Here is a 20150-nt window from a genome sequence, read left to right on the forward strand (position 1 = left end):
CCCCGTGGCCGGCGCGCGCCGGCCACGGCACCCGACTCAGCCCGACCCCGTCCGCGCCAGCGAACCGATCGCCACCCGATCGTACTTGCCCGAGTCGAGCAACGGCAGCGCCGCCACCCGCAGCCAGCTCCGCGGACGCTCCGAGCCCGACAGCGGCCCCGCGCACCACACCGCCAGCTCATCGGCACTCGCCTCGCCACTGTAGACGGCCACCAGCCGATGCCCCCACACCGGGTCCTCGAGCGCGACCACGGCGAGCGCCGTGACCCCGGGCGCCCCGGCCAGCACCGCCTCGACGCGGGCGAGCGAGACGTTGTTGCCGGCGATCACCCGCAGATCATCGGCGCGTCCCTGCACCCAGAGCGCGCCCGCGTCGGCGACCCAGCCGAGGTCGGAGGTCTCGAACCAGCCATCGCGCAGCCCCTCGCCGGGGCGCCTGTCGGGGTTGGCATAACCCTGCATCAGCACCGGCCCACGCAGCCACAGCCGCGCCGGCGCCTCGGCCTTGCCACCGCGCGCCGCACAACCGGGTAGCAGCGGCCCGATCCGTCCGGGCGACGGCGCCGCGTGCAGCCGCGCCGAGGTGGCGATCTGCGAGCCGGTCTCGGTCATCCCGTAGGTGACGTGCAGCGGCCAGCCGGCCTCGAGTGCGCGCGCGGCGAGCGCCGGGCTCAACGCCTGACCACCGACCATCACCACCCGCAGCGAGGCCGGTGGCCGCACGCCGTGATCGAGCAGACGCGCCAACATCGGCGGTACCAGCGAGAGATGGGTGATGGCGTGCGCATCGAGATCGTGCGCCACCTGCTCGACGGCGAACCCCTGGTGCAACACCAGGGTCGCGCCGGCCAGGGCGCAGCGATAGGCGATGGCGAGACCGCCGACATGACTGGTGCGCAGACAGCACAGCCAGCGATCGCCGCCCCCGAGCCCGAGGCTGTGGTTGCAGCCGAGCGCCGAGGCGAGCACGGCATCGGCGCCGAGCATCGCCGCCTTGATGCGCCCACCGCTGCTGCCGCTGGTACGGATCAGCAGCGCCGGGGGGCGCGCCGGGGGCGTCCCGGGCCCCGGGCCGAGCCGTTCGAGCCGGGCGCCGAGCGGATCCCAGTGCCACTCGACCGCGGCCAACCGCGCCAGGTCGGCGCGGGCCTCGCGGTCGAGCCCGGCACGATAGGGGAAGAGCGCGGCACCGAGCCGCGCCAGGGCGTGCTGCATTAGCAGCAGATCGAGCACCGGGGCATCGGGGGCGAGCACCAGCTCACCGGCGGCCAGCCCCTGATCGCGGAGCAGCCGGGCACGCGCTGCGACCTCGACGCCGAGCCGATCGTAGTCCCAGCGCTGATCACCACAGACCAGCGCCAGCCCGGTGCCCGAGCACCAGGGGGCGGCGGAGAAGTCGGGGGAGCGAGTGCGCACCGGCATGCCCCGCGGGGCATGCGAAAGTGCATCGGACATCGGTCTACCAGCGGACCTCGAAGACGCAGGTCTCTGCGCCCTTGGCCTGGCAGGCGGTCTCGGTGACCCGCGCCTCGCGCTGCACCAGCTTGCGGTAGAGACGCTCGAAGGTCCCGGCGTAGAAGTCGCAGAGGGGATGCTCGGCGCGGGCGCCGGCACAGATCGGGCCGTCCTCGATGATGAAGCGCGGCGGATAAGCCGGCAGCGCCTCGAACCGACCGGAGCCGGCGAAGGTCCAGGCGTTGCGCCGGATCGCGGTCATCAGCACGCGGCTGGCCAGGGGCGCGGGCAGGATCTTGAGCAGACGTTGCGCCGGGCGCGGGATGCGCCGGGCGAGCAGATAGTCGCCGGTGCGCACGCCGGCATCGCGCGAGACCGCCTTGGCGCCCTCGACCCCGATCAGCTCGCGCAGCGCGACATGGAGCCGGGTCACCTCGCGCTCGTCGACCATGGTCTCGGGCATGGCATCGAGATAGTGCGCAAGGCCCGCGGCCTCGAGCAGCGCCTCGACGCGCTCGCGTCCTTCGAAGGACTCGAGCGCCTCGGCGATGCGAATGATGGCGTTGGGACCGACTCGCCCCGGGGCCGGGACGGTGGTATTGACTGGTTGATTCATTGGACTAGGATCGATCGCCACTGCGTACTGCCCCAGCCACTCGAACCGCCCCGCTCGACACAGAGTCCGTGGAGCAGATAGCGCCCCTCGGGGGTGACCCGGATACCATCCTGGCTGACCTCGACCAGCCCACCGTCGCCATCGCACAGCAGACGATCCTGGTCCTCCTTGAGCGCGGCGGCCGACGCGGCGGGCAGACGCATGTTACACATCAGGGAGACCAGCGCATCACGGCGCCGACGCTCCCGCTCACCCAGTCGCCGTCCCGCGGCGACCGGCAGTTGACCGGCATCGAGCCGTCCCCGCCAGGCACGCAGATCGGACTCGTTCTGCACCAGCACCTCACCCAGCTCACCGACACCGCTGGGGCCGAAGGCGAGGACCCGCGAGGCCGGCAACGGGGTATAGCCGATGGCGGTGCGGTGAAGCTGACCAGCACGCTGGGCGACGGCCAGCTCATCGCCCTCGCGCACGAACAGGTCGAGACCGACCCAGCGATAACCGGCCTTGGTGAAGGCCTCGACGGCCTGGCGGAACAGTGCCAGCTTCTGCTCGGCGCTCGGCAGCATCGCGGCGTCGATGGCGTGCTGGTGGGGACGGCGAACCGGATCGTGATTGTAACTGAAGCAGGAGATGCGGTCGGGGGCGAGATCGATCACCTGATCGAGGGTGGTGCGGAAACCCTCGGCGGTCTGGAAGGGCAGACCATAGATCAGGTCGAAGCTGATGTTCTCGAAGCCGGTGTCGCGCGCGGTATGGTAGACATCGCGCACCATCCCCAGCGACTGCAAGCGGCCGATGGCGCGCTGCACATCGGTGTTGAGGTCCTGCACCCCGAAGCTGACGCGCTTGAAGCCGAGCCCGTAGAGCAGATCGAGCTGGCCGGCCGAGGCCCGACGGGGGTTGCACTCGATCGAGGTGCAGGCATCGGGGGCGAGTGTGAAGTGATGCTCGACGATCTCCATCAACCGGGCGAGCTGGGGCTCGTTGAGATGATTGGGGGTCCCACCGCCGACATGCAGCTGCACCACCCGGCGTCCCCGCCCGATCAGCTCGGCGACCCGCCCGAACTCACGCTCGAGGGCGTCGAGATAGCCGTCGACCTTCTCCTCGCTATGCGTGATGGTGGTATCACAGGCGCAGTAGAGACAGCGCACGTGACAGAAGGGCACGTGGACGTAGAGCGCGAGATCATCATCCGGGGCACTTGCCAGCTCGGCGAGTGCTTCTCGGTAGAGGGTTTCGCAGAAGGATCGGTCGGAGACCAGACCCGAGGGGGAGAACGGACATCCGCTCGAGGATTGGCCATACCGGTCGAGCAACTCGAACGGCACACTGGTAGAGAGAGGCGCCATGTGTCAAACCTGTCTTCAGGTTGTGCCGCGAACATCCGGGTACCGACGCGACGGACCAGGCCGTGGCCACCCCAAAGTGTCGCAGTCTCGAATCCATCCATATCCGACTCGGAATGTCCGGCGGATTCACGGACCTCGTGGACGAGGGCGCGCGAGCGCTGGACGGCCAGCACGACTCAATGAATCTCTCCGCGAAGAACCTGGCTCAGGATGTCTCGGCACCCCGTCGGGCCGCCGAAGGCATCTTGCAAGCGCTTGTCCAAGCGGGATTTTCCGAATGGATCGAGCACACCGACGGTCTCGTCGATCTGCGCTCAGGACTCCATGCGACCGCGCCGCGCTCGCCATGGCTGGCACCGAGGATTATACGTCGACTGCAGACGAAGCTCTACCTTGTCACGGTGACCGACGAAAAAGTTCCCGGCACCCATGCGGCGCGATGCCGACCACCCCGCTCGACACCTTGCACAGGTAGGCCGAAACCCTCAGAGCCCGGAGGCCCATCCGGTTCGTCGGCCACAGGCGGGGGCGGCATAATCACCGCCCTCGCCGCCCTGCGGGCGGGTGCGCGAAACCGCCGAGCGCAGCGCGCCACCGTCCGCACCCGAGCCACCCTGATCATCCTTGGCCGCATCCTGGCGATTCGGCAACGCCCAGGACCAGAGCGCCTCGTCGGGCAGCGGCAGCACCAGCAGCCAGTGCTCGAGCAGCGCCAGCGCGAGCAGTGTGGTGGCCAGGCTCAGGCGCACCGCGGCGGCGCCGGCCGAGTGTGGCGCAATCGCCTCGAGCACCATCAGCACCACCACCACGGTGGAGACGGTGATCGAGATCGGGAAGAGCAGGTTCATGCCGCGATTGGGCATGTAGCTCTTGAGATAGCGCAGATGCTCGGGGAGCCAATCCTCGTTGAGGTTGGGCACACCGAAGAAGAGATTGAGCTTGGCGCTCCAGCGCATCAGCCACAGCACCATGAAGGTCCAGACCCCGACCTGGTTGGGCTGCTCCCAGGCAATCAGGATGAGGAACACGGCGGTGGCGATGATCGCCAGCTCATGATAGAGGCTGGTGAGCACCGCCAGCCAGAAGCGACGCCAGCCACGACAGTCCCGGGGGCAGGCAAGCTTGCGCGGACCGGTGAGAAAGCCGGTGAAATAGCTCATCTCCAACACCCCCCAGATCACCAGACCACAGGTGAAACCGGCATAGGCGGCGAGACGGCCGTCGTGCAGGCTGCTCAGGGCGAAACCGAAGATTGCCACCGCCAGCACCACGATGCCGCCGAGCATGGTCCAGCGGAAGGTGCGACGCGGCAGATTGTCGAGATAGAGCACCACGCCGGTGCCCAACCACCACAGCCCGAGCGCGAAGAGGACTGGGAAACCGAAGTCGGTCATGCGATGCGACCCATTCTGCTGCTGAGGCGAGCCGCAGGGCTCGCCGATATCACCGAGACCATCCGCTGCCCGGTCGCATCAGGGTCGATACGCGCGAGCAGGCGCGTCCCCGCGGGGACGCGCCACGAATGGGCTCACTGGGAGACCGGCTCGGCGTCCAGGAGTTCGGCGAACACGCCTTCGTTGCTCTCGCCAAAGGCGCGCAACCGGATCAGGATCTCGGTTTCCGGATCCTCCAGGGTGATCGCACCGTCGGCGCGACGCGCCACCTGGAAGGGTGCCCCGGCCTCGGCCTGGTGCAGCATGCGCTCGCGCCCCATGCTGCGCAGCACGCCACGCACGAAACCGCCCTCGACGGGCGCGAAGGTCTCGATCAGTTCGCCGGTGGTGTCGTCGTAGACGGCGAGCACGTCCTCGGGCTGCGACTCGAAACGCAGATCCCTGGTCTCGACCGCCGGGGCCACCGGGATCTGCTCCGGCGACATGCCGGTGAGACGCGCGATGCTGATCATCAGGATGATCGAGCCGAGCAGGATCGCGACTGCGATCAGCACGCCCCGCGGAAACGGGCGTTCACCAAATGGATCACTCAAGATGAGACCTCGTCAGGAAGCGGCTGCGGGACTGGACTCGGCCTCGCTGTCGCTCGCGGAATCCTGCTCCTCGCCGCTCTCGGCGAAGGCCTTGAGGGCATCGGCCAGGATTCCGGCGACCCGGTCGACGTCCGGGATCGCCCGCAGCATCGGGCGTGGAGGCGAGAAGGTCCAGGGGCGGACATGGGGCCAGAAGAGCACGTAGGAAGGACGCGCGGACTCAGCGAGCAGCAGGGGGATGTCGCCACAGCCATCGGCGTAGCGACGCAGATCAGCGGTGCGGATCTGCGCGAAGGGCAGATTCATCATCATCGGCAGCGCCACACCGATCCGCATCACCACCCGACGCGAGGTGATGGTGTAGACGGTGGTCCGCGCCATCCCCCAGGCCAGCAACACGAGGGCGCCGATGGCCAGCGCCGCCAGCATGGCGATCCACAGCGTTCCCTGCACCACGGCGGCAACGCCGCCCTGATCCGCCCACCCGAATGCCAGCAGCACTGCCAGCAACAGGAAGTAGACGGCGATCTTCCTGACGTGGAAGACGCGCCGCGCCAGGACGTTCCAGCGCGGCGCGCCCTGCCAGAGCAGCTCCTCACCAGGAGGAAGCTGCTCGGGCAAACCCCGAATAGGCTCGAAGTCGTATTCCTTCACAGCAGGGGCTCTGCACGCTCTTCGGTGGCGTAGAGTTTGCCCGCGGCATAGAAGGCGCAGACCTTGTCCTCTTCATAGAGGGTGACCTGATCCGGGCTGGCCAGGGTCGGCACCTTGGCGAAGTGCTCGCCGCGCAGCGACACCACCTTGACCTTGCCTTCCTTCTTGTTGAAGCGGCAGAAGTTGATCGGCAGCAGCACCTGCTTGCCACCCTGAGCGGTCTTCATCTCGAGGTAACGGATCTGCGGCTCGGAGCGATCGACCCAGACGTCGGTGATGGTGCCGCCGTTGGCGCCGTCGAGACCGACCACGGTCATGCCGCGCGGATCGGGATCCTTGCTGGAGATGGAGAAGTCGGTGGCCACGCGCAGCGGCACGATCTTCGGACGACCGTCCTCGGTGAGGTCGGGGTGCTTCTCACGGTTGGGCGAGGAGCCCGGGCCGACGCCAGCGGTCATCGGATCGCCGATCGGCTCGATCGGGGCACCGAGGAAGGGCGCGATCGGCTTGGCCTTGAGGTTGGTCTCCGGTGCCTTCGGGTTCGGCGCCTGCACGGTACCGCCGTTGTGCGGCAGGATGAAGGTCTTGGGCGCGGGCATGCCGGGGAAACCGACAACCTTGACGCGACCACCCGAGCGCTCGGTGCGATCGGAGTCGAGCGGATAACCCTCGCGCTTGTCTTCCTGACGCAGGTAGTAGATCAGACCGGCGAAGAAGAACCAGAAAGCCCAGATCGTGAGCTGGGCGACATCGATGTATTCAGTGATGGCAGCATTCATGTTGTGACCTCCGTAGGACAAATGGCCAGCCGGCTAACCGGCCAGACCGAAGCGCGATGACCGCCTTGGACCGGGTCGATGGGCCAGACCCGCAAGCGCACCAGTGACGACCAACGTGGCAGATGAAAAAACGAACTCGCGTGATGTGACAACTCCATAACCGGCCGACAAACCGGTCTCGACCGGACCCCTCTCCGCCCCGTGGCGCGACCCGAACACAGCCACGCGCGGCGTGGACAGTGCGCACTGCACCCTGGGGCAGGCACTCATGCCGGCACCAGCTCCAGGGCCTGAGAGGTGTAGAAGCCGACCATCACCCGGTGGGTGCGCCCTGGCTTCCAGCCACTGAGCCTGGGCTCGGCGGCGATCAGCGCCTGCAGTCGCTCCAGGCTCACCGGCACGATCGCCGGCGAGCGATCGCTGCGCGGGAACCACTTGCCGACGGCGTGCATCAGTGCCAGCAAGGGCGTCCGTGGCGCAAAGGTGAACAGGATCGATCCGCTGGTGCGCTCGGCGATCCCGGCGAGCACATCCACCACATCCTCGGGGCTGTAGTGGATCAGCGAGTCCATGGCCACCACGTAATCGAAGCGACCGTGGGCCGGGTCGAGCATGTCACCGGCCTCGAAGTGGACCACACCGGGCCCGAGATCGGCCGGCAGGCGCTCACGCGCCACCTCGATCAGACTCGGCGCCACATCGATGGCGCAGACCTCGGCACCGCGGCGCGCCGCCTCGACCGAGAGCATCCCGGTCCCGCACCCGGCGTCGAGCAGACGCTTGCCGGCGAGATCGCCCGGCAGCCAGCTGAGCAGGGTGTTGCGCATGTCGTCGCGCCCGGCGCGCACCGTCTCGCGGATACGCGAGACCTTGGCATCCGAGGTCAGCTTCGACCAGGCCTCGGAGGCGGTGCGGTCGAAGTAGGTCTTGATCTGACTCCGACGCTGTTGATAGGAACCCTCGGTCATCAGTCAAACCCCAGAAAATCGAAGATGTCGCGATCGCGCATCGGTCGCGCGTCCAGCGGCTCGACCCCGTTCCAGAGCTGCTGGGCGAGCTGCAGATACTGCTGCTGCGCGGCCTCCAGCCCGGAGTCCGGCTCCGGCTGCATCTCGAACACGGTCGACTTCTTCAGTCGGCTGCGACGGATGATGTCGAGGTCGGGCAGGTGTGCCAGACGCTCGAGACCGACGGCCTCGATGAAACGATCGATCTCGTCGGTCTGACGGCTGCGATTGGCCACCACGCCGCCGAGACGCACCTTGTAGTGCTTGGCCTTGGCCTGGATGGCCGCGGCGATGCGGTTCATCGCGAAGATCGAGTCGAAGTCGTTGGCGGTGACGATCAGCGCGCGATCGGCATGCTGCAGCGGCGCGGCGAAACCGCCGCAAACCACGTCGCCGAGCACGTCGAAGACCACCACGTCGGTGTCCTCGAGCAGATGATGCTGCTTGAGCAGCTTCACCGTCTGACCGACCACGTAGCCGCCGCAACCGGTGCCGGCGGGCGGGCCGCCGGCCTCGACGCACATCACCCCGTTGTAGCCCTCGTAGACATAATCGGAGGGGCGCAGCTCCTCGGCGTGGAAGTCGACCGACTCGAGCACGTCGATGACCGTCGGCACCAGGCACTTGGTCAGGGTGAAGGTCGAGTCGTGCTTGGGATCGCAGCCGATCTGCAGCACCCGCTTGCCGAGCTTCGAGAAGGCGACCGACAGGTTCGACGAGGTGGTGCTCTTGCCGATCCCGCCCTTGCCGTAGACGGCAAAGACCTTGGCCGACTCGATCTGCAGGTTGGGATCGAGCTGCACCTGCATGCTGCCCTCTCCGTCCAGGTACTTCGTCACGCGGCAGCCTCCTCGACGACGCCTTCAAGGCGATCTTCAAGCTCTTCGCCCGCCTTGCGCAGGGCCTCGAGCGTCGCCTCGTCGGGCGACCAATAGTTACGTTCGTGCGCCTCGATCAGTCGGTTGGCGACCTTCGCCGAGGCGGTGGGGTTCAACTGGGCCAGCCGGTTGCGCATCTCATCGTCGAGCACGAAGGTCTCGGTGAGCTGCTGGTAGACCCAGGGGGCGACCTGACCGGTGGTGGCCGACCAACCCATGGTGTTGGTCACATGGACCTCGATCTGGCGCACGCCCTCGTAGCCGTGCTTGAGCATGCCCTCGTACCACTTGGGGTTAAGCATGCGGGTGCGGGTCTCGAGCGCGACCTGCTCGGCCAGGGTCCGCACCACGCCGTCGCCACGGGTCTGGTCGCCGATGTAGACCGGCACCTCGTCGCCCTTGAACTGACCGACGCTCTTGGCGATGCCGCCGAGGGTGTCGAAGTAGTGGTCGACGGTGGTGACGCCGAGCTCGACCGAGTCGAGGTTCTGATAGGCCAGCTGCACCTTGCCGAGCACGTCCTTGAGCAGCTCGGTCTGCTGCATCGGCTTGCCGGAGCGGCCGTAGGCGAAGCTCTTGCGCCGGGTATAGGTCTCGGCGAGCTCACCGTCCTCGTCCCAGCTGCTGCTGTCGATGAGGTTGTTGACGTTGGCGCCGTAGGCCCCGTCGGCGTTGCTGAACACCCGCAGCGCGGCGGTCTCGAGGTCGCAGTCGTGCGCTTCCATGTACTCGAGCACGTGCTTGCGGATGAAGTTCTGCTCGACCGGCTCGTCGGCCTCGGCGGCGAGGAAGGCGGCCTCGGCGAGGAGCTTGGTCTGCAGCGGCAGCAGGTCGCGGAAGATGCCCGAGAGGGTCATCACCACGTCGATGCGCGGGCGTCCCAGCTCCTCGAGCGGGATCAGCTCGGCGCCGCACAGTCGGCCGTAGTTGTCGAAGCGCGGGCGCGCACCCATCAGCGCCAGGGCCTGACCGATCGGGCCACCCTCGGTCTTGAGGTTGTCGGTGCCCCAGAGCACCAGCGCGATGCTCTCGGGGAAGCCGTTGCCCTCGGCCTGGTGACGCTCGATCAGCAGCTTGGCCTGCAGCGCGCCGTCGCGCTGGGCGAAGCGGCTGGGCATGCGGAAGGGGTCGAAGCCGTGCAGGTTGCGACCGGTGGGCAGGATCTCCGGGGTGCGCAGCAGATCGCCGCCGGGCGCCGGCGGGATGAAGCGTCCGTCGAGCGCGGCGAGGATCGCCGGGGTCTCGGTGTCCTGCTGCAGCTGCAGGTTGATCTTGGCCAGCTCGCGGAACAGCTCGACGTTCTCCTCGGAGGTCGCCATCTTGGCGGCCTTGAGCGCCTTCTCCGGCGACTTGCCGGCGACCAGTGCCGCGACCGCGTCGCGCTCCGGGCGGATGTCGCGGGTCGACTCGGCCACCGCCACCAGGGTGTCGATGCGCTCCTCGTCGGTCGGCGCCTCGCCGACCACGTGCAGACCGTGCGGGATCAGGGTGTACTCGAGCTCGAGCACCTCCTCGTTGAGGCGGGTGATGCGCGAGTCGATCTCGGTGCCGGCCCACTGCGGCTCGAGCTCGGCGAGCTCCAGCTCGGCGGCCTGGGCCTGGATCACCTCGGCGAGCTGAGCGCGCTCGTCGGTCTCGCTCGGCGGCAGCGAGCGCCACCGCTCCATCGACGACTTCAACTCGACCAACCCCTTGTAGAGACCGGCATGCGCGATCGGCGGGGTGAGATAGCTCACCAGGGTCGCGGCCGCGCGACGCTTGGCGATGACGCCCTCGGAGGGGTTGTTGGAGGCGTAGAGATAGACGTTGGGCAGATCGTTGATGAGACGATCCGGCCAGCAGGCGCCGGACAGACCGGCCTGCTTGCCCGGCATGAACTCGAGCGCGCCGTGGGTGCCGAAGTGCAACACCGCGTGAGCGCCGAAGTCCTCGCGGATATAGCGATAGAAGGCCGAGAAGGCGTGGGTCGGGGCGAAGCCCTTCTCGAACAGCAAGCGCATCGGGTCGCCCTCGTAGCCGAACGAGGGCTGGATGCCGACGAAGACGTTGCCGAACTGGGCACCGAGCACGAAGATCGAGGCGCCGTCGCTCTGCTGACGACCCGGGGCCGGACCCCAGTGGGCCTCGATCTCGGCGAGATGCGGCTCGCGACGGACGTGGTCGTCGGTGGCGATGCGGGTGTGGACGTTGGCGTGAGCACCGAAGCGCGAGGCGTTGCCGTTGACCACACGCTCGCGCAGGTCATCGACGCTCTCGGGCAGCTCGACGCCATAGCCGGCCTCCTTCATCGACACCAGGGTGTGATAGAGCGAGGAGAACACCGACAGATAGGCCGCGGTACCGGTGTTGCCGGCGTTCGGCGGGAAGTTGAACAGCACCACCGCGACCTTGCGCTCGGCGCGCTCGGCGCGACGCAGCCGCACCAGCTTGGCGACACGGGCGGCGAGCATCGCGGCGCGATCGTCCTTGGCGTTCATGTCGCGGTTGGCATCGCCGCTGCCGTCGCCGGTACGACCACCGAAGACCATCGGGTTGGTGGCGCCGTCGAGCTCGGGGATGGCCACCATCATGGTCGACTCGACCGGCATCAGGCCCTGGTCGGAGTCCTGCCACTGATCGAGGGTCTGGAACTCCACGGCGAGGGTCGACATGTAGGGCACGTCGAGCTTCTCGAGCATCTCCTCGGCGGCCTTGGAGTCGTTGTAGGCGGGACCGCCGACCAGCGAGAAGCCGGTAAGCGAGACCACCGCATCGACCGTCGCCTTGCCGTCCTTCATGAAGAACTTCTCGATCGCCGGACGGGCGTCGAGCCCACTGGCGAAGGCCGGGACCACCTGCAGACCGTGGGCCTCGATCGCCTTGATCACGCCCTCATAGTGCCCGGAGTTGCCGGCGAGTACGTAGGAGCGCATCAGCAACAGGCCGACACGTCCCTTGAAGCCACCCTTGCCGGGATTGGGGAGCTGGGCGAGCTGCTCGGTGATGCGACCCTTGACGGCGGGGTGGAAGAGCCCGACCTCGGGATATTCGATGGGCGCGCCGACCTTGAGGGTGCCGCGCAGATGGCGCCGCTCGCCGTCGGCGTAGCGGTCGACCAGGAAACGGATCATGTTGCCGAGGTTGTCGGCGGAGCCGGCGAGCCAGTACTGCAGGGTGAGGAAATAGGCGCGCACGTCCTGCGCGGTGCCGGGGATGAAGCGCAGCAGCTTGGGGATGCGGCGCAGCATCGACATCTGCTGGGCGCCGGCGCTCTGCTGCTTGCGCTCCTTGTTGCCGCGCAGACGCTTGAGCAGCGCCATCGGGCCGCCCTGGGCGCTGCCGTCCATGGTGAAGCCGCCGAGCTTGGTCAGGCGCATCAGCTCGCTGGCCGACATGCACACGATCATCGCGTCGCAGTCGTCGCGACGCGCCTGCAGCGCCGGCAGGATGGGGCGGAAGTGCTCCTCCATCACCAGCATGGTGACCATGATGATGTCACCCCGGGCGATGTCGGCGTGGCAACGCTCGAGCGACTCGGCGTCACCGGCCCAGTCGGTCGCCGCGTGCAGACTCAGCTCCAGACCCGGGAGGTCGCGCCGCACCTCCGGCAGTGCGCGCTCGGTGGTTCCCGCCAGATGCCCGTCAAGGTTGATGATGACGACGCGAACCGGAGTCTCATCGGGTTTCTTGGCGCGCTGATCAGCGGCCGAAATGCGCTTTGGCATCGTAGAGCGTCTCCACAGTAATGGTCTGGATCCCGCGCTCCGTGGCATAGCGCTCGGTGTTGCGCTTGGCCTTGCCGCGCACGAAGAACGGGATCTTTTTCAGTTCCTGCTCGGCTTCCGGTGCCCAAGCCATTGCAGCGGGGTCGCCAGCCGCGGCGGCGGGCGTCTCCTCCGGCTGTGCGGACGCGGCGGCTTCAGGGGCCCGTCCGGGGCTCGCGCCATGTCCCAGATGCGACGGGGTCGACGCGTCGTTGAACTCGAAGTCCTCCCTGAACATGGTGATCAGGTGCTCCTCGAGACCCATCATCAGCGGGTGGACCCAAGTGTCGAAGAGGACGTTCGCGCCCTCGAAGCCCATCTGCGGGGCATAGCGCGCAGGGAAGTCCTGCACGTGCACCGGCGCCGAGATCACCGCGCACGGCACCCCCAGACGCTTGGCGATATGGCGCTCCATCTGGGTGCCGAGCACCAGTTCCGGGTGCGCCTCGGCCACCCGCGCCTCGACCTCGAGATAATCGTCCGTGATCAGCGGCTCGACACCATACTGCTTGGCCGCGGCGCGGACCTCGCGGGCGAACTCGCGCGCATAGGTGCCGAGCCCGACCACGGTGAACCCGAGTTCCTCGCTGGCCACCCGCGCCGCGGCCACCGCATGGGTGGCGTCGCCGAAGATGAAGACCCGCTTGCCGGTCAGATAGGTCGAGTCGACCGAGCGTGAGTACCACGGCATTCTAGACCAGTCGGGCATCGGAATGCTGCCCGTATCGATCCCGGCGACCCGACCGACCTCGGCGATGAAGTCGCGGGTGGCACCGATGCCGAGCGGCACCGTCTTGACCGTCGGCTGACCGAACATGCGTTCGAGCCAGAGACAGGTCTGGTCCGCGGTCTCGGGATAGAGACAGATGTTGAAATCGGCCTCGGGCAGACGCAGCAGGTCGGCCGGCGCAGCGCCGAGCGGCGCGACCACGTTGACGTCGACGCCGATCATGTCGAGCAGCCGGGTGATCTCGGTGACGTCGTCGCGACAGCGGAAACCGAGCGAGATCGGCCCGAGCAGGTTGGCGCGCGGGCGCTGCCCCTCGGGGCGCGGCGGACGCGACTCACCGGGTGCCGGACGACGCTCGTGCAGCAGGCCACGGACCAACTGGTAGAAGGTCTCGTTGGCGCCCCACGACTCCTTGCGGGTATAGGCCGGCAACTCCAGCGGCAGCACCGGGATCGGCAGCCCCATGCCCTGGGCGAGCGCGCCGGGCTGATCCTGGATCAGCTCGGCGGTGCAGGACTCGCCGATCAACAGCACCTCGGGCGAGAAGCGGTCGTAGCAGGCCTGGATGGTGTCCTTGACCAGCTCGGCGGTATCGGCGCCGAGTTCGCGGGCCTGGAAGGTGGTATAGGTCACCGGCGGGCGCGAGTCGCGCCGCTCGATCATGGTGAACAGGAGATCGGAATAGGTATCTCCCTGGGGCGCGTGCAGCACCAGATGCACGCCTTTCATCGAGGCGGCGACGCGCATCGCGCCGATATGAGGCGGCCCCTCGTAGGACCAGAGCGTCAGCTGCATGATGTCAAACCTGTAACAGCGCACCGCGGGTGAGCGGGCGCGCGAACAATTCTGCGAGATCCGCCGCTTGGTCGAATCCGTGCACCGGCGAGAACACCAGCTCGATCGACCACTTGGTACGCAACCCTTCGGCCTCGAGCGGGTTGGCCAGCCCCAGTCCACAGACGGTGAGGTCGGGACGCGCGGCGCGCACGCGGTCGAGCTGGGTCTCGAGGTCCTGGCCCTCGGTGACCCGCACGCCCTCGGGCAGCAGCGCCAGCTCGGGTTCCATCAGCTGACGATCGATGAAGGGCGAGGCGACCTCGACCAGCTCCATGCCGAGCTCGCGCTGGAGGAAGCGCGCGAGCGGGATCTCGAGCTGGGAGTCGGGCATGAAATAGATGCGCTTGCCGGCGAGCTGCTCGCGATAATGCTCGAGCCCGCGGCGGGCACGGGCCACCGCCGGCGCGGCAACCTCGTCGACGCGCTCGGGGGTCACGCCCCAGGCGGCGGCGGCGGCCTTGAGCCAGGCCAGCGTCCCCTCGACGCCGAAGGGATAAGGGGCCGAGAGCAGCGCCGCGCCGCGCTTGTGCAGCGCGCGCGCGGTCTCGCCGAGGAAGGGCTGGGCGAGCAGCACCGAGGTGCCGGGGCCGACCGGGGGCAGCTCGCTGGCCTGACGCGGCGGCAGGAAGTGCACCGGGCCGATCTCGAGGGCCTCGAACAGCCGGCGAAACTGGTCCTCGACCACGTCGGGCAGGGTGCCGAGCACCAGCAGCGAACGCTCGATGCTGGGCAGTGCCGGCAGGCGCGGCACCAGCGCGCCAAGACAGGCGTCCTCACCCTGGGTGAAGGTGGTCTCGAGGCCGCTGGCCGAGTAGTCGATGACCTGGACGCGGTCACTGTAGCGCTCGGAGAGACGCTCGGCGGCCTTGCCCAGGTCGAGCTTGATCACCTCCGAGGGACAGGAGCCGACCAGAAACAGGGTCTTGATGTCGGGACGACGCTCGAGCACGTCGGCGACCACCCGGTCGAGTTCCTGGTTGCAATCGGCCATACCGGCGAGATCGCGCTCCTGGAGGATGGCGGTGGCAAAGCGCGGCTCGGCGAAGATCATCACCCCGGCGGCCGACTGCAGCAGGTGCGCGCAGGTGCGCGAACCCACCACCAGGAAGAAGGCGTCCTGGATCTTGCGATGCAGCCAGACGATACCGGCCAGACCGCAGAAGACCTGGCGCTGACCACGCTCGCGGGTGATCTCGGGCAGCGCGCAACCGCCCTGCTTGGGTTCGCTGACCAGGCTCATTCGGCCACCTCGGCGAGCTTGGCGTTACGATTCCCCTCGAGCCGCGCCGCGCGCAGCTTGATCAGGAACTGCCCGGCATTGATCACGTAGGTGGCATAGGCGGCGAGCGCGATCCACATCTGTCCGGTCACATCGACCCAGTTGGTGGCCAGGGCGACCAGATAGGCGGTGTGCAGCGCCAGCACCAGCATGCTGAAGACGTCTTCCCAGAAGAAGGCGCGCGCGAACAGATAACGCCCGAACACGACCTTCTCCCAGATCGCGCCGGTAATCATGATGGTATAGAGGATCAGGGTCTTGATAACGATGGAGACCGTCGCCGCCAGCGCACCCTCGCCGGTTGACAGGTAACGCAGCACCAGGTACAGACTAACCAGAAAGACCACGAATTGAACGGGCGCAAGAATCCCCTGAACCAGCGTCCAAGGCGATTCGTCCCGGCGCCTGCGCTCTTCTGGGGTATAAAGCGGCGGGCGCGGGATTTGCTTTGATTGACGGAGACTCATCGTTGGCCGGGCTCGCTTCGATCCTTAGTCGTTATGTCATGCATGAGGAATCTAGTCCGCTTTCCAGGATGCGTCAACCAAACTTTACGTAAACCTGACTTGACAACCCGGCACAAGCCACCACAATAGGGTTGCGAGTCCAACGAGGCCGCTCGCGATGCCCCGGCATCAGCGTGCACGGTACGTTCGGCATGGCCCGTCCAGACCGGCGACCGCCTCCTCATTGAGCTCGAGAGTTGAGAGGGCGGGCCTCGATCCATTCGCAGTATCGAATACGGAGACGAGCCCGCGCGTCGCGCCTTGGCTTGGTTTCCGTCGAAACACCTGATTTCGGCAGCGAGCATCGCGCATCCGGGCCTGATTTGTCACCCCCCGCGTGCGCGCGCCGGGCGACTTCTGGAGGTCTCGGTGCGTGGCAAACGGGCTTCAGCGCCCGGGGTGCCGGGAGGCTTGTTGATTCATATGGGATCTCGTTCGGTGAGCCTGCCACTGCGGCCCTGACGTGGAACCTGCTAAACGCGCCCATAGGCAGTGGAGGGTCTGGTCGCCGTGAGTCCGTTCAGAGACCCAAGGGAATCCCTGGGCGTCCTCAACGCCGAAACAGCGGCGCTGTTAATCGAAGGCACAGCGGACATCGCCATCGTGATCGACGACCAAGGCGTAGTGAGCGATATCGCATACGGGAGTGACGATCTCTCCTCGGAGTTCAGCGACGAGTGGATCGGCCAGCCGTGGCTGGCGACCGTCCTCCCGGAGAGCCGCCCCAACCTCGAGGCGCTGCTCGCCGAGGCCGAGCACGATGCCATCACCCACTGGCGCCAGGTCACCCACCCCACCGCGCGCGGCACCGACATCCCGGTGCAGTATCGCGCGATGCGTCTCGGCGAGGACGGTTCGGTGGTGGCGCTCGGACGCAACCTCCAGGGGATCGCCGCACTGCAGCAGCAACTGGTCGACGCCCAGCAGGCGCTCGAGCGCGACTACTGGCGCTTCCGCCAGGTCGAGACCCGCTACCGGCTGCTGTTTCGCATGGTCTCCGAGGCCATCCTCATCATCGACGCGCCGACCCAGCGCGTGGTCGAGGCCAACCCGGCCTCGGGCCAGCTGCTCGGCGAGGCGCCCGCACGGGTGATCGGTCGCCCCTTCCCCGAGGGCTTCGACGCCGACAGCACCCAGGCCATCAACGGCCTGCTCGCCGGCGTGCGCGCCGCCGGGCGGGCCGACGACGTGCGCGCCCGGCTGCTCGACAGCGGTCAGGAGTTCCTGGTCTCGGCCTCGCTGCTGCGCCAGGAGAACGTCTCCTTCCTGCTCGTCAGACTCTCGCCGCTACCGGCCGACAGCAGCTCGGGCACAGCCCACCCGGAGACCAGCTCGCGCTATCTGCGGGTACTCGAGAACGCCCCCGATTGCGTCGTCATCACCGATGGCGATGGGCGCATCCTCACCGCCAACGGCACCTTCCTCAATCTCGCCGAGGTGGCCACCGAGCAGCAGGCCCGCGGCGAGTCGCTCGACCGCTGGCTGGGCCGCCCCGGTGTCGATCTCAACGTGCTGATGGCCAACCTGCGCCAACACGGCACGGTGCGGCTGTTCGCCACCACCCTGTGCGGCGAGTACGGCTCGACCACCGAGGTCGAGATCTCGGCGGCGGCCATCCGCAACGGCGAGCGCCCCTATTTCGGCTTTTTCATCCGCGACGTCGGTCGCCGACTCGGCGCCGAGCCGGCCCCCACCCCGGAACAGCCACGCTGGCTCGAGCAACTCACCGAACGCGTCGGTCGGGTGCCGCTCAAGGAGCTGGTGCGCGAGTCGACCGACACCATCGAGCGACTCTGCATCGAGGCGGCGCTCAAGCTGACCGGGGACAACCGCGCCTCGGCCGCCGAGTTGCTCGGCTTGAGCCGCCAAAGCCTGTACGTCAAAATCGACCGCTACGGCATCACCGATCAAGCGTCCGAGGCCACGGCGCCGGACAAGAAATAGCGCCGACCTCGACACCCATGCAGCCCGACCCGATCATCACCGCGCGCAGCGTCGGCGCCTCCCGGCGGCGCCTGCACCCCTGCCCCGGGCCGAGACGCGCACCCAGTTCCACCCACGACCGCATGGCGGCATCCCCGGCCGGATCGCCGCCGCGCCCCCTGATAGGCTTTAGGTTTCCGGCATGAATCAATCGACGCTGTCCGCCACCCCCAAGCGCCCCGCCTTGCCCGCGGTACTCGAGGTCCTTCACCCCATCACCTGGTTCCCGCCGATGTGGGCCTTCGCCTGCGGCGTGGTCTCCTCCGGCGCGCCGATCCTCGATCAGCTGCTGGTGGTGTTCGCCGGTATCCTGCTCGCCGGGCCGCTGATGTGCGGCACCAGCCAGGTGGTCAACGACTGGTACGACCGTCATGTCGACGCCATCAACGAGCCCGATCGCCCCATCCCCTCCGGGCGCATCCCCGGCAATTGGGGCTTCTATCTGTCGCTGATCTGGACCGCCGCCTCGCTGCTGCTCGCCTACGCGCTCGGCCCCTGGGTGTTCGGCGCCTCGCTGGTCGGCATGGCCCTGGCCTGGGCCTACAGCGCCCCGCCCTTCCGCCTCAAGGGGAACGGCTGGTGGGGCAACCTCGCCGTCGGCATCTCCTACGAGGGACTGGCCTGGGTGACCGGCGCGGCGGTGATGATCGGCGGCGCCATGCCCGACTGGCAGATCCTCGTGCTCGCCCTGCTCTACAGCATCGGCGCCCACGGCATCATGACCCTCAACGACTTCAAGGCGATCGAGGGCGACATCAAGATGAACGTGCGCACCCTGCCGGTACAGCTCGGCGTCGACCGCGCCGCTCAGCTCGCCTGCGTGGTCATGGGGCTGCCGCAGGCGATCGTGATCGCGCTGCTGTTCTCCTGGGACAAGCCGGCGCACGCCATCGCCGTCGGCGTGGTGCTGCTGATCCAGGTCGGACTGATGATCCGCTTCCTCGGCGACCCGCGCGCCCGCGCCACCTGGTTCAGCGGACTCGGTGTCAGCGTCTATGTCACCGGGATGATGATCAGCGCCTTCGCGGTGCGCGCGCTGGCCGGCTGATCCGGCGCCGCCGCCCGCCCCGCGCAGCAACCTCAACCCGGGGCGCCGGTGTACCGCGAGCGGCGGGCACAGGCGCCTCCCAACCAGGGTAGGACCCTCATGACTGAGCTCGAAACCTTCGACGTGGTGGTGATCGGCGGCGGCCCCGCCGGCGCCACCGCCGCCACCGACCTGGCCAAGCGCGGCCGTTCCGTGCTGCTGCTCGACCGTCCCGGGCGAATCAAGCCCTGTGGCGGCGCCATCCCGCCGCAGGCGATGCGCGAATTCGACATCCCCGAGGCCCAGCTGGCCACCCGGGTCTATTCCGCACGCATGGTCGCGCCCTCCAACCGCACCGTCGACATGCCGATCGACGGCGGCTATGTCGGCATGGTCGACCGCAAGGACTTCGACGAGTGGCTGCGCGAGCGCGCCGCCGAGCACGGCGCCACCCGTCTCGACGCCACCTTCGAGGCGATCGAGCGCGATGCCGACGGCACCGCCCTGGTGCGCTACCGCCCCGGTCAGGGCCGCGATTCGGGCGAGCCGCTGCAGGTGCGCGCGCGTGCGGTGATCGGTGCCGACGGCGCCCACTCGGCGGTGGCCAAGCAGTGCGTGCCCGGCGCCGAGAAGATGAAGTACGTCGCCGCCTATCACGAGATCGTACGCACCCCGGAGGGCTTCGACGGCACCCGCTGCGACGTCTACTACCAGGGCGACATCTCCCCCGACTTCTACGGCTGGGTCTTCCCCCACGGCGACACCATCAGCGTCGGCGTCGGCACCGAGATCAGCGGTTTCTCGCTGCGCTCGGCCTGCACCGAGCTGCGCAAGCGCGCCGGACTGGCCGAGGTCGAGACGCTGCGCTGCGAGGGCGCGCCGATCCCGCTCGAGCCGCTGCGCTGCTGGGACAACGGTCGTGACGTGGTGCTCGCCGGCGATGCCGCGGGCGTGGTCGCACCGGCCTCCGGCGAGGGCATCTACTACGCCCTGCTCGGCGGACGTCTGGCCGGCGAGGCGGTCGAGGAGATGCTGGCCACCGGCAAGGCCTCGGCGCTCAAGCTCGCACGCAAACGCTTCATGAAGGATCACGGCCGGGTGTTCTGGATCCTCGGCATCATGCAGCGCTTCTGGTACGCCAACGACAAGCGCCGCGAGCGCTTCGTCAGCATCTGCGCCGACCCCGACGTGCAGTACCTGACCTGGGAGGCGTACATGAACAAGCGTCTGGTGCGCGCCAAGCCGACGGCGCACATCCGTATCTTCTTCAAGGACCTCGCCCACCTGCTCGGCGTCGTCTCGCCGCGCTGAACC

Annotated in this window: 16 protein-coding genes; 3 read left to right on the forward strand and 13 right to left on the reverse strand. The window is 68.0% G+C overall.

All coding sequences use genetic code 11. The annotated features are described in order from the left end of the window. Positions 1-36: 36 nt before the first annotated feature. The 13 genes from EBL84_RS05820 to bchF form a co-directional block, all read right to left on the reverse strand. Complete coding sequence (locus tag EBL84_RS05820; RefSeq protein WP_123139957.1) at positions 37-1455, reverse strand: AMP-binding protein; 1419 nt, start codon at positions 1453-1455, stop codon at positions 37-39. Between the two features lie 4 nt (positions 1456-1459). Next, positions 1460-2071 carry a bacteriochlorophyll 4-vinyl reductase gene (gene bchJ / locus EBL84_RS05825; protein WP_123139958.1) on the reverse strand — a complete coding sequence of 204 codons (612 nt, stop codon included), beginning with the start codon at positions 2069-2071 and terminating at the stop codon, positions 1460-1462. Then, complete coding sequence (hemN, locus tag EBL84_RS05830; RefSeq protein ID WP_123139959.1) at positions 2068-3426, reverse strand: oxygen-independent coproporphyrinogen III oxidase; 1359 nt, start codon at positions 3424-3426, stop codon at positions 2068-2070. Before hemN ends, bchJ begins: the two co-directional genes overlap by 4 nt. 485 nt (positions 3427-3911) lie before the next feature. After that, on the reverse strand, positions 3912-4820 hold the full coding sequence (gene puhE / locus EBL84_RS05835) for a putative photosynthetic complex assembly protein PuhE (RefSeq protein WP_123139960.1): 909 nt from the start codon (positions 4818-4820) through the stop codon (positions 3912-3914). A gap of 134 nt (positions 4821-4954) precedes the next feature. Beyond that, on the reverse strand, positions 4955-5374 hold the full coding sequence (gene puhC / locus EBL84_RS05840; RefSeq protein WP_223806025.1) for a photosynthetic complex assembly protein PuhC: 420 nt from the start codon (positions 5372-5374) through the stop codon (positions 4955-4957). 51 nt (positions 5375-5425) lie between these two features. Then, positions 5426-6067 carry a photosynthetic complex putative assembly protein PuhB gene (gene puhB, locus EBL84_RS05845; RefSeq protein WP_123139962.1) on the reverse strand — a complete coding sequence of 214 codons (642 nt, stop codon included), beginning with the start codon at positions 6065-6067 and terminating at the stop codon, positions 5426-5428. Then, positions 6064-6846: a photosynthetic reaction center subunit H gene (gene puhA, locus EBL84_RS05850; protein WP_123139963.1), complete on the reverse strand. Its 783-nt coding sequence runs from the start codon at positions 6844-6846 to the stop codon at positions 6064-6066. Before puhA ends, puhB begins: the two co-directional genes overlap by 4 nt. A gap of 266 nt (positions 6847-7112) precedes the next feature. Continuing rightward, positions 7113-7814 (reverse strand): magnesium protoporphyrin IX methyltransferase, encoded by a 702-nt coding sequence (bchM, locus tag EBL84_RS05855; protein ID WP_123139964.1) that lies wholly within the window; start codon positions 7812-7814, stop codon positions 7113-7115. Continuing rightward, a complete protein-coding gene (gene bchL, locus EBL84_RS05860; protein WP_207301277.1) occupies positions 7814-8662 on the reverse strand; it encodes a ferredoxin:protochlorophyllide reductase (ATP-dependent) iron-sulfur ATP-binding protein in 849 nt (282 codons plus the stop codon). Before bchL ends, bchM begins: the two co-directional genes overlap by 1 nt. 26 nt (positions 8663-8688) lie before the next feature. After that, a complete protein-coding gene (locus EBL84_RS05865; protein WP_123139966.1) occupies positions 8689-12435 on the reverse strand; it encodes a magnesium chelatase subunit H in 3747 nt (1248 codons plus the stop codon). After that, positions 12410-13999: a ferredoxin:protochlorophyllide reductase (ATP-dependent) subunit B gene (bchB, locus tag EBL84_RS05870; RefSeq protein WP_123139967.1), complete on the reverse strand. Its 1590-nt coding sequence runs from the start codon at positions 13997-13999 to the stop codon at positions 12410-12412. Before bchB ends, EBL84_RS05865 begins: the two co-directional genes overlap by 26 nt. Before the next feature lie 4 nt (positions 14000-14003). Next, positions 14004-15281: a ferredoxin:protochlorophyllide reductase (ATP-dependent) subunit N gene (locus EBL84_RS05875; RefSeq protein WP_123139968.1), complete on the reverse strand. Its 1278-nt coding sequence runs from the start codon at positions 15279-15281 to the stop codon at positions 14004-14006. Then, positions 15278-15787: a 2-vinyl bacteriochlorophyllide hydratase gene (bchF, locus tag EBL84_RS05880; RefSeq protein WP_062272403.1), complete on the reverse strand. Its 510-nt coding sequence runs from the start codon at positions 15785-15787 to the stop codon at positions 15278-15280. The genes EBL84_RS05875 and bchF overlap by 4 nt, the downstream gene beginning before the upstream one ends. A gap of 549 nt (positions 15788-16336) precedes the next feature. Here bchF and ppsR point away from each other — a divergent pair. The 3 genes from ppsR (at position 16337) to EBL84_RS05895 (ending at position 20147) form a co-directional block, all read left to right on the forward strand. Continuing rightward, entirely contained in the window at positions 16337-17770 is a 1434-nt protein-coding gene (ppsR, locus tag EBL84_RS05885) for a transcriptional regulator PpsR (protein ID WP_123140041.1), read from the forward strand. Between the two features lie 181 nt (positions 17771-17951). Further along, complete coding sequence (gene chlG, locus EBL84_RS05890) at positions 17952-18857, forward strand: chlorophyll synthase ChlG (RefSeq protein ID WP_123139969.1); 906 nt, start codon at positions 17952-17954, stop codon at positions 18855-18857. Between the two features lie 99 nt (positions 18858-18956). Then, positions 18957-20147: a geranylgeranyl diphosphate reductase gene (locus EBL84_RS05895; protein WP_062272407.1), complete on the forward strand. Its 1191-nt coding sequence runs from the start codon at positions 18957-18959 to the stop codon at positions 20145-20147. The last annotated feature ends 3 nt before the right edge of the window (positions 20148-20150 follow it).

Origin of the sequence: Marichromatium sp. AB31, from assembly GCF_003718685.1 — a bacterium.
Lineage (GTDB): Bacteria > Pseudomonadota > Gammaproteobacteria > Chromatiales > Chromatiaceae > Marichromatium > Marichromatium gracile.

Bases quoted from the DNA above. Each gene is read 5' to 3' on its own strand.
- EBL84_RS05820 (WP_123139957.1), bottom strand. From the start codon at position 1,455: ATGTCCGATGCACTTTCGCATGCCCCGCGGGGCATGCCGGTGCGCACT.
- bchJ (WP_123139958.1), bottom strand. From the start codon at position 2,071: ATGAATCAACCAGTCAATACCACCGTCCCGGCCCCGGGGCGAGTCGGT.
- hemN (WP_123139959.1), bottom strand. From the start codon at position 3,426: ATGGCGCCTCTCTCTACCAGTGTGCCGTTCGAGTTGCTCGACCGGTAT.
- puhE (WP_123139960.1), bottom strand. From the start codon at position 4,820: ATGACCGACTTCGGTTTCCCAGTCCTCTTCGCGCTCGGGCTGTGGTGG.
- puhA (WP_123139963.1), bottom strand. From the start codon at position 6,846: ATGAATGCTGCCATCACTGAATACATCGATGTCGCCCAGCTCACGATC.
- bchM (WP_123139964.1), bottom strand. From the start codon at position 7,814: ATGACCGAGGGTTCCTATCAACAGCGTCGGAGTCAGATCAAGACCTAC.
- bchL (WP_207301277.1), bottom strand. From the start codon at position 8,662: ATGCAGGTGCAGCTCGATCCCAACCTGCAGATCGAGTCGGCCAAGGTC.
- EBL84_RS05865 (WP_123139966.1), bottom strand. From the start codon at position 12,435: ATGCCAAAGCGCATTTCGGCCGCTGATCAGCGCGCCAAGAAACCCGAT.
- bchB (WP_123139967.1), bottom strand. From the start codon at position 13,999: ATGCAGCTGACGCTCTGGTCCTACGAGGGGCCGCCTCATATCGGCGCG.
- EBL84_RS05875 (WP_123139968.1), bottom strand. From the start codon at position 15,281: ATGAGCCTGGTCAGCGAACCCAAGCAGGGCGGTTGCGCGCTGCCCGAG.
- bchF (WP_062272403.1), bottom strand. From the start codon at position 15,787: ATGAGTCTCCGTCAATCAAAGCAAATCCCGCGCCCGCCGCTTTATACC.
- chlG (WP_123139969.1), top strand. From the start codon at position 17,952: ATGAATCAATCGACGCTGTCCGCCACCCCCAAGCGCCCCGCCTTGCCC.
- EBL84_RS05895 (WP_062272407.1), top strand. From the start codon at position 18,957: ATGACTGAGCTCGAAACCTTCGACGTGGTGGTGATCGGCGGCGGCCCC.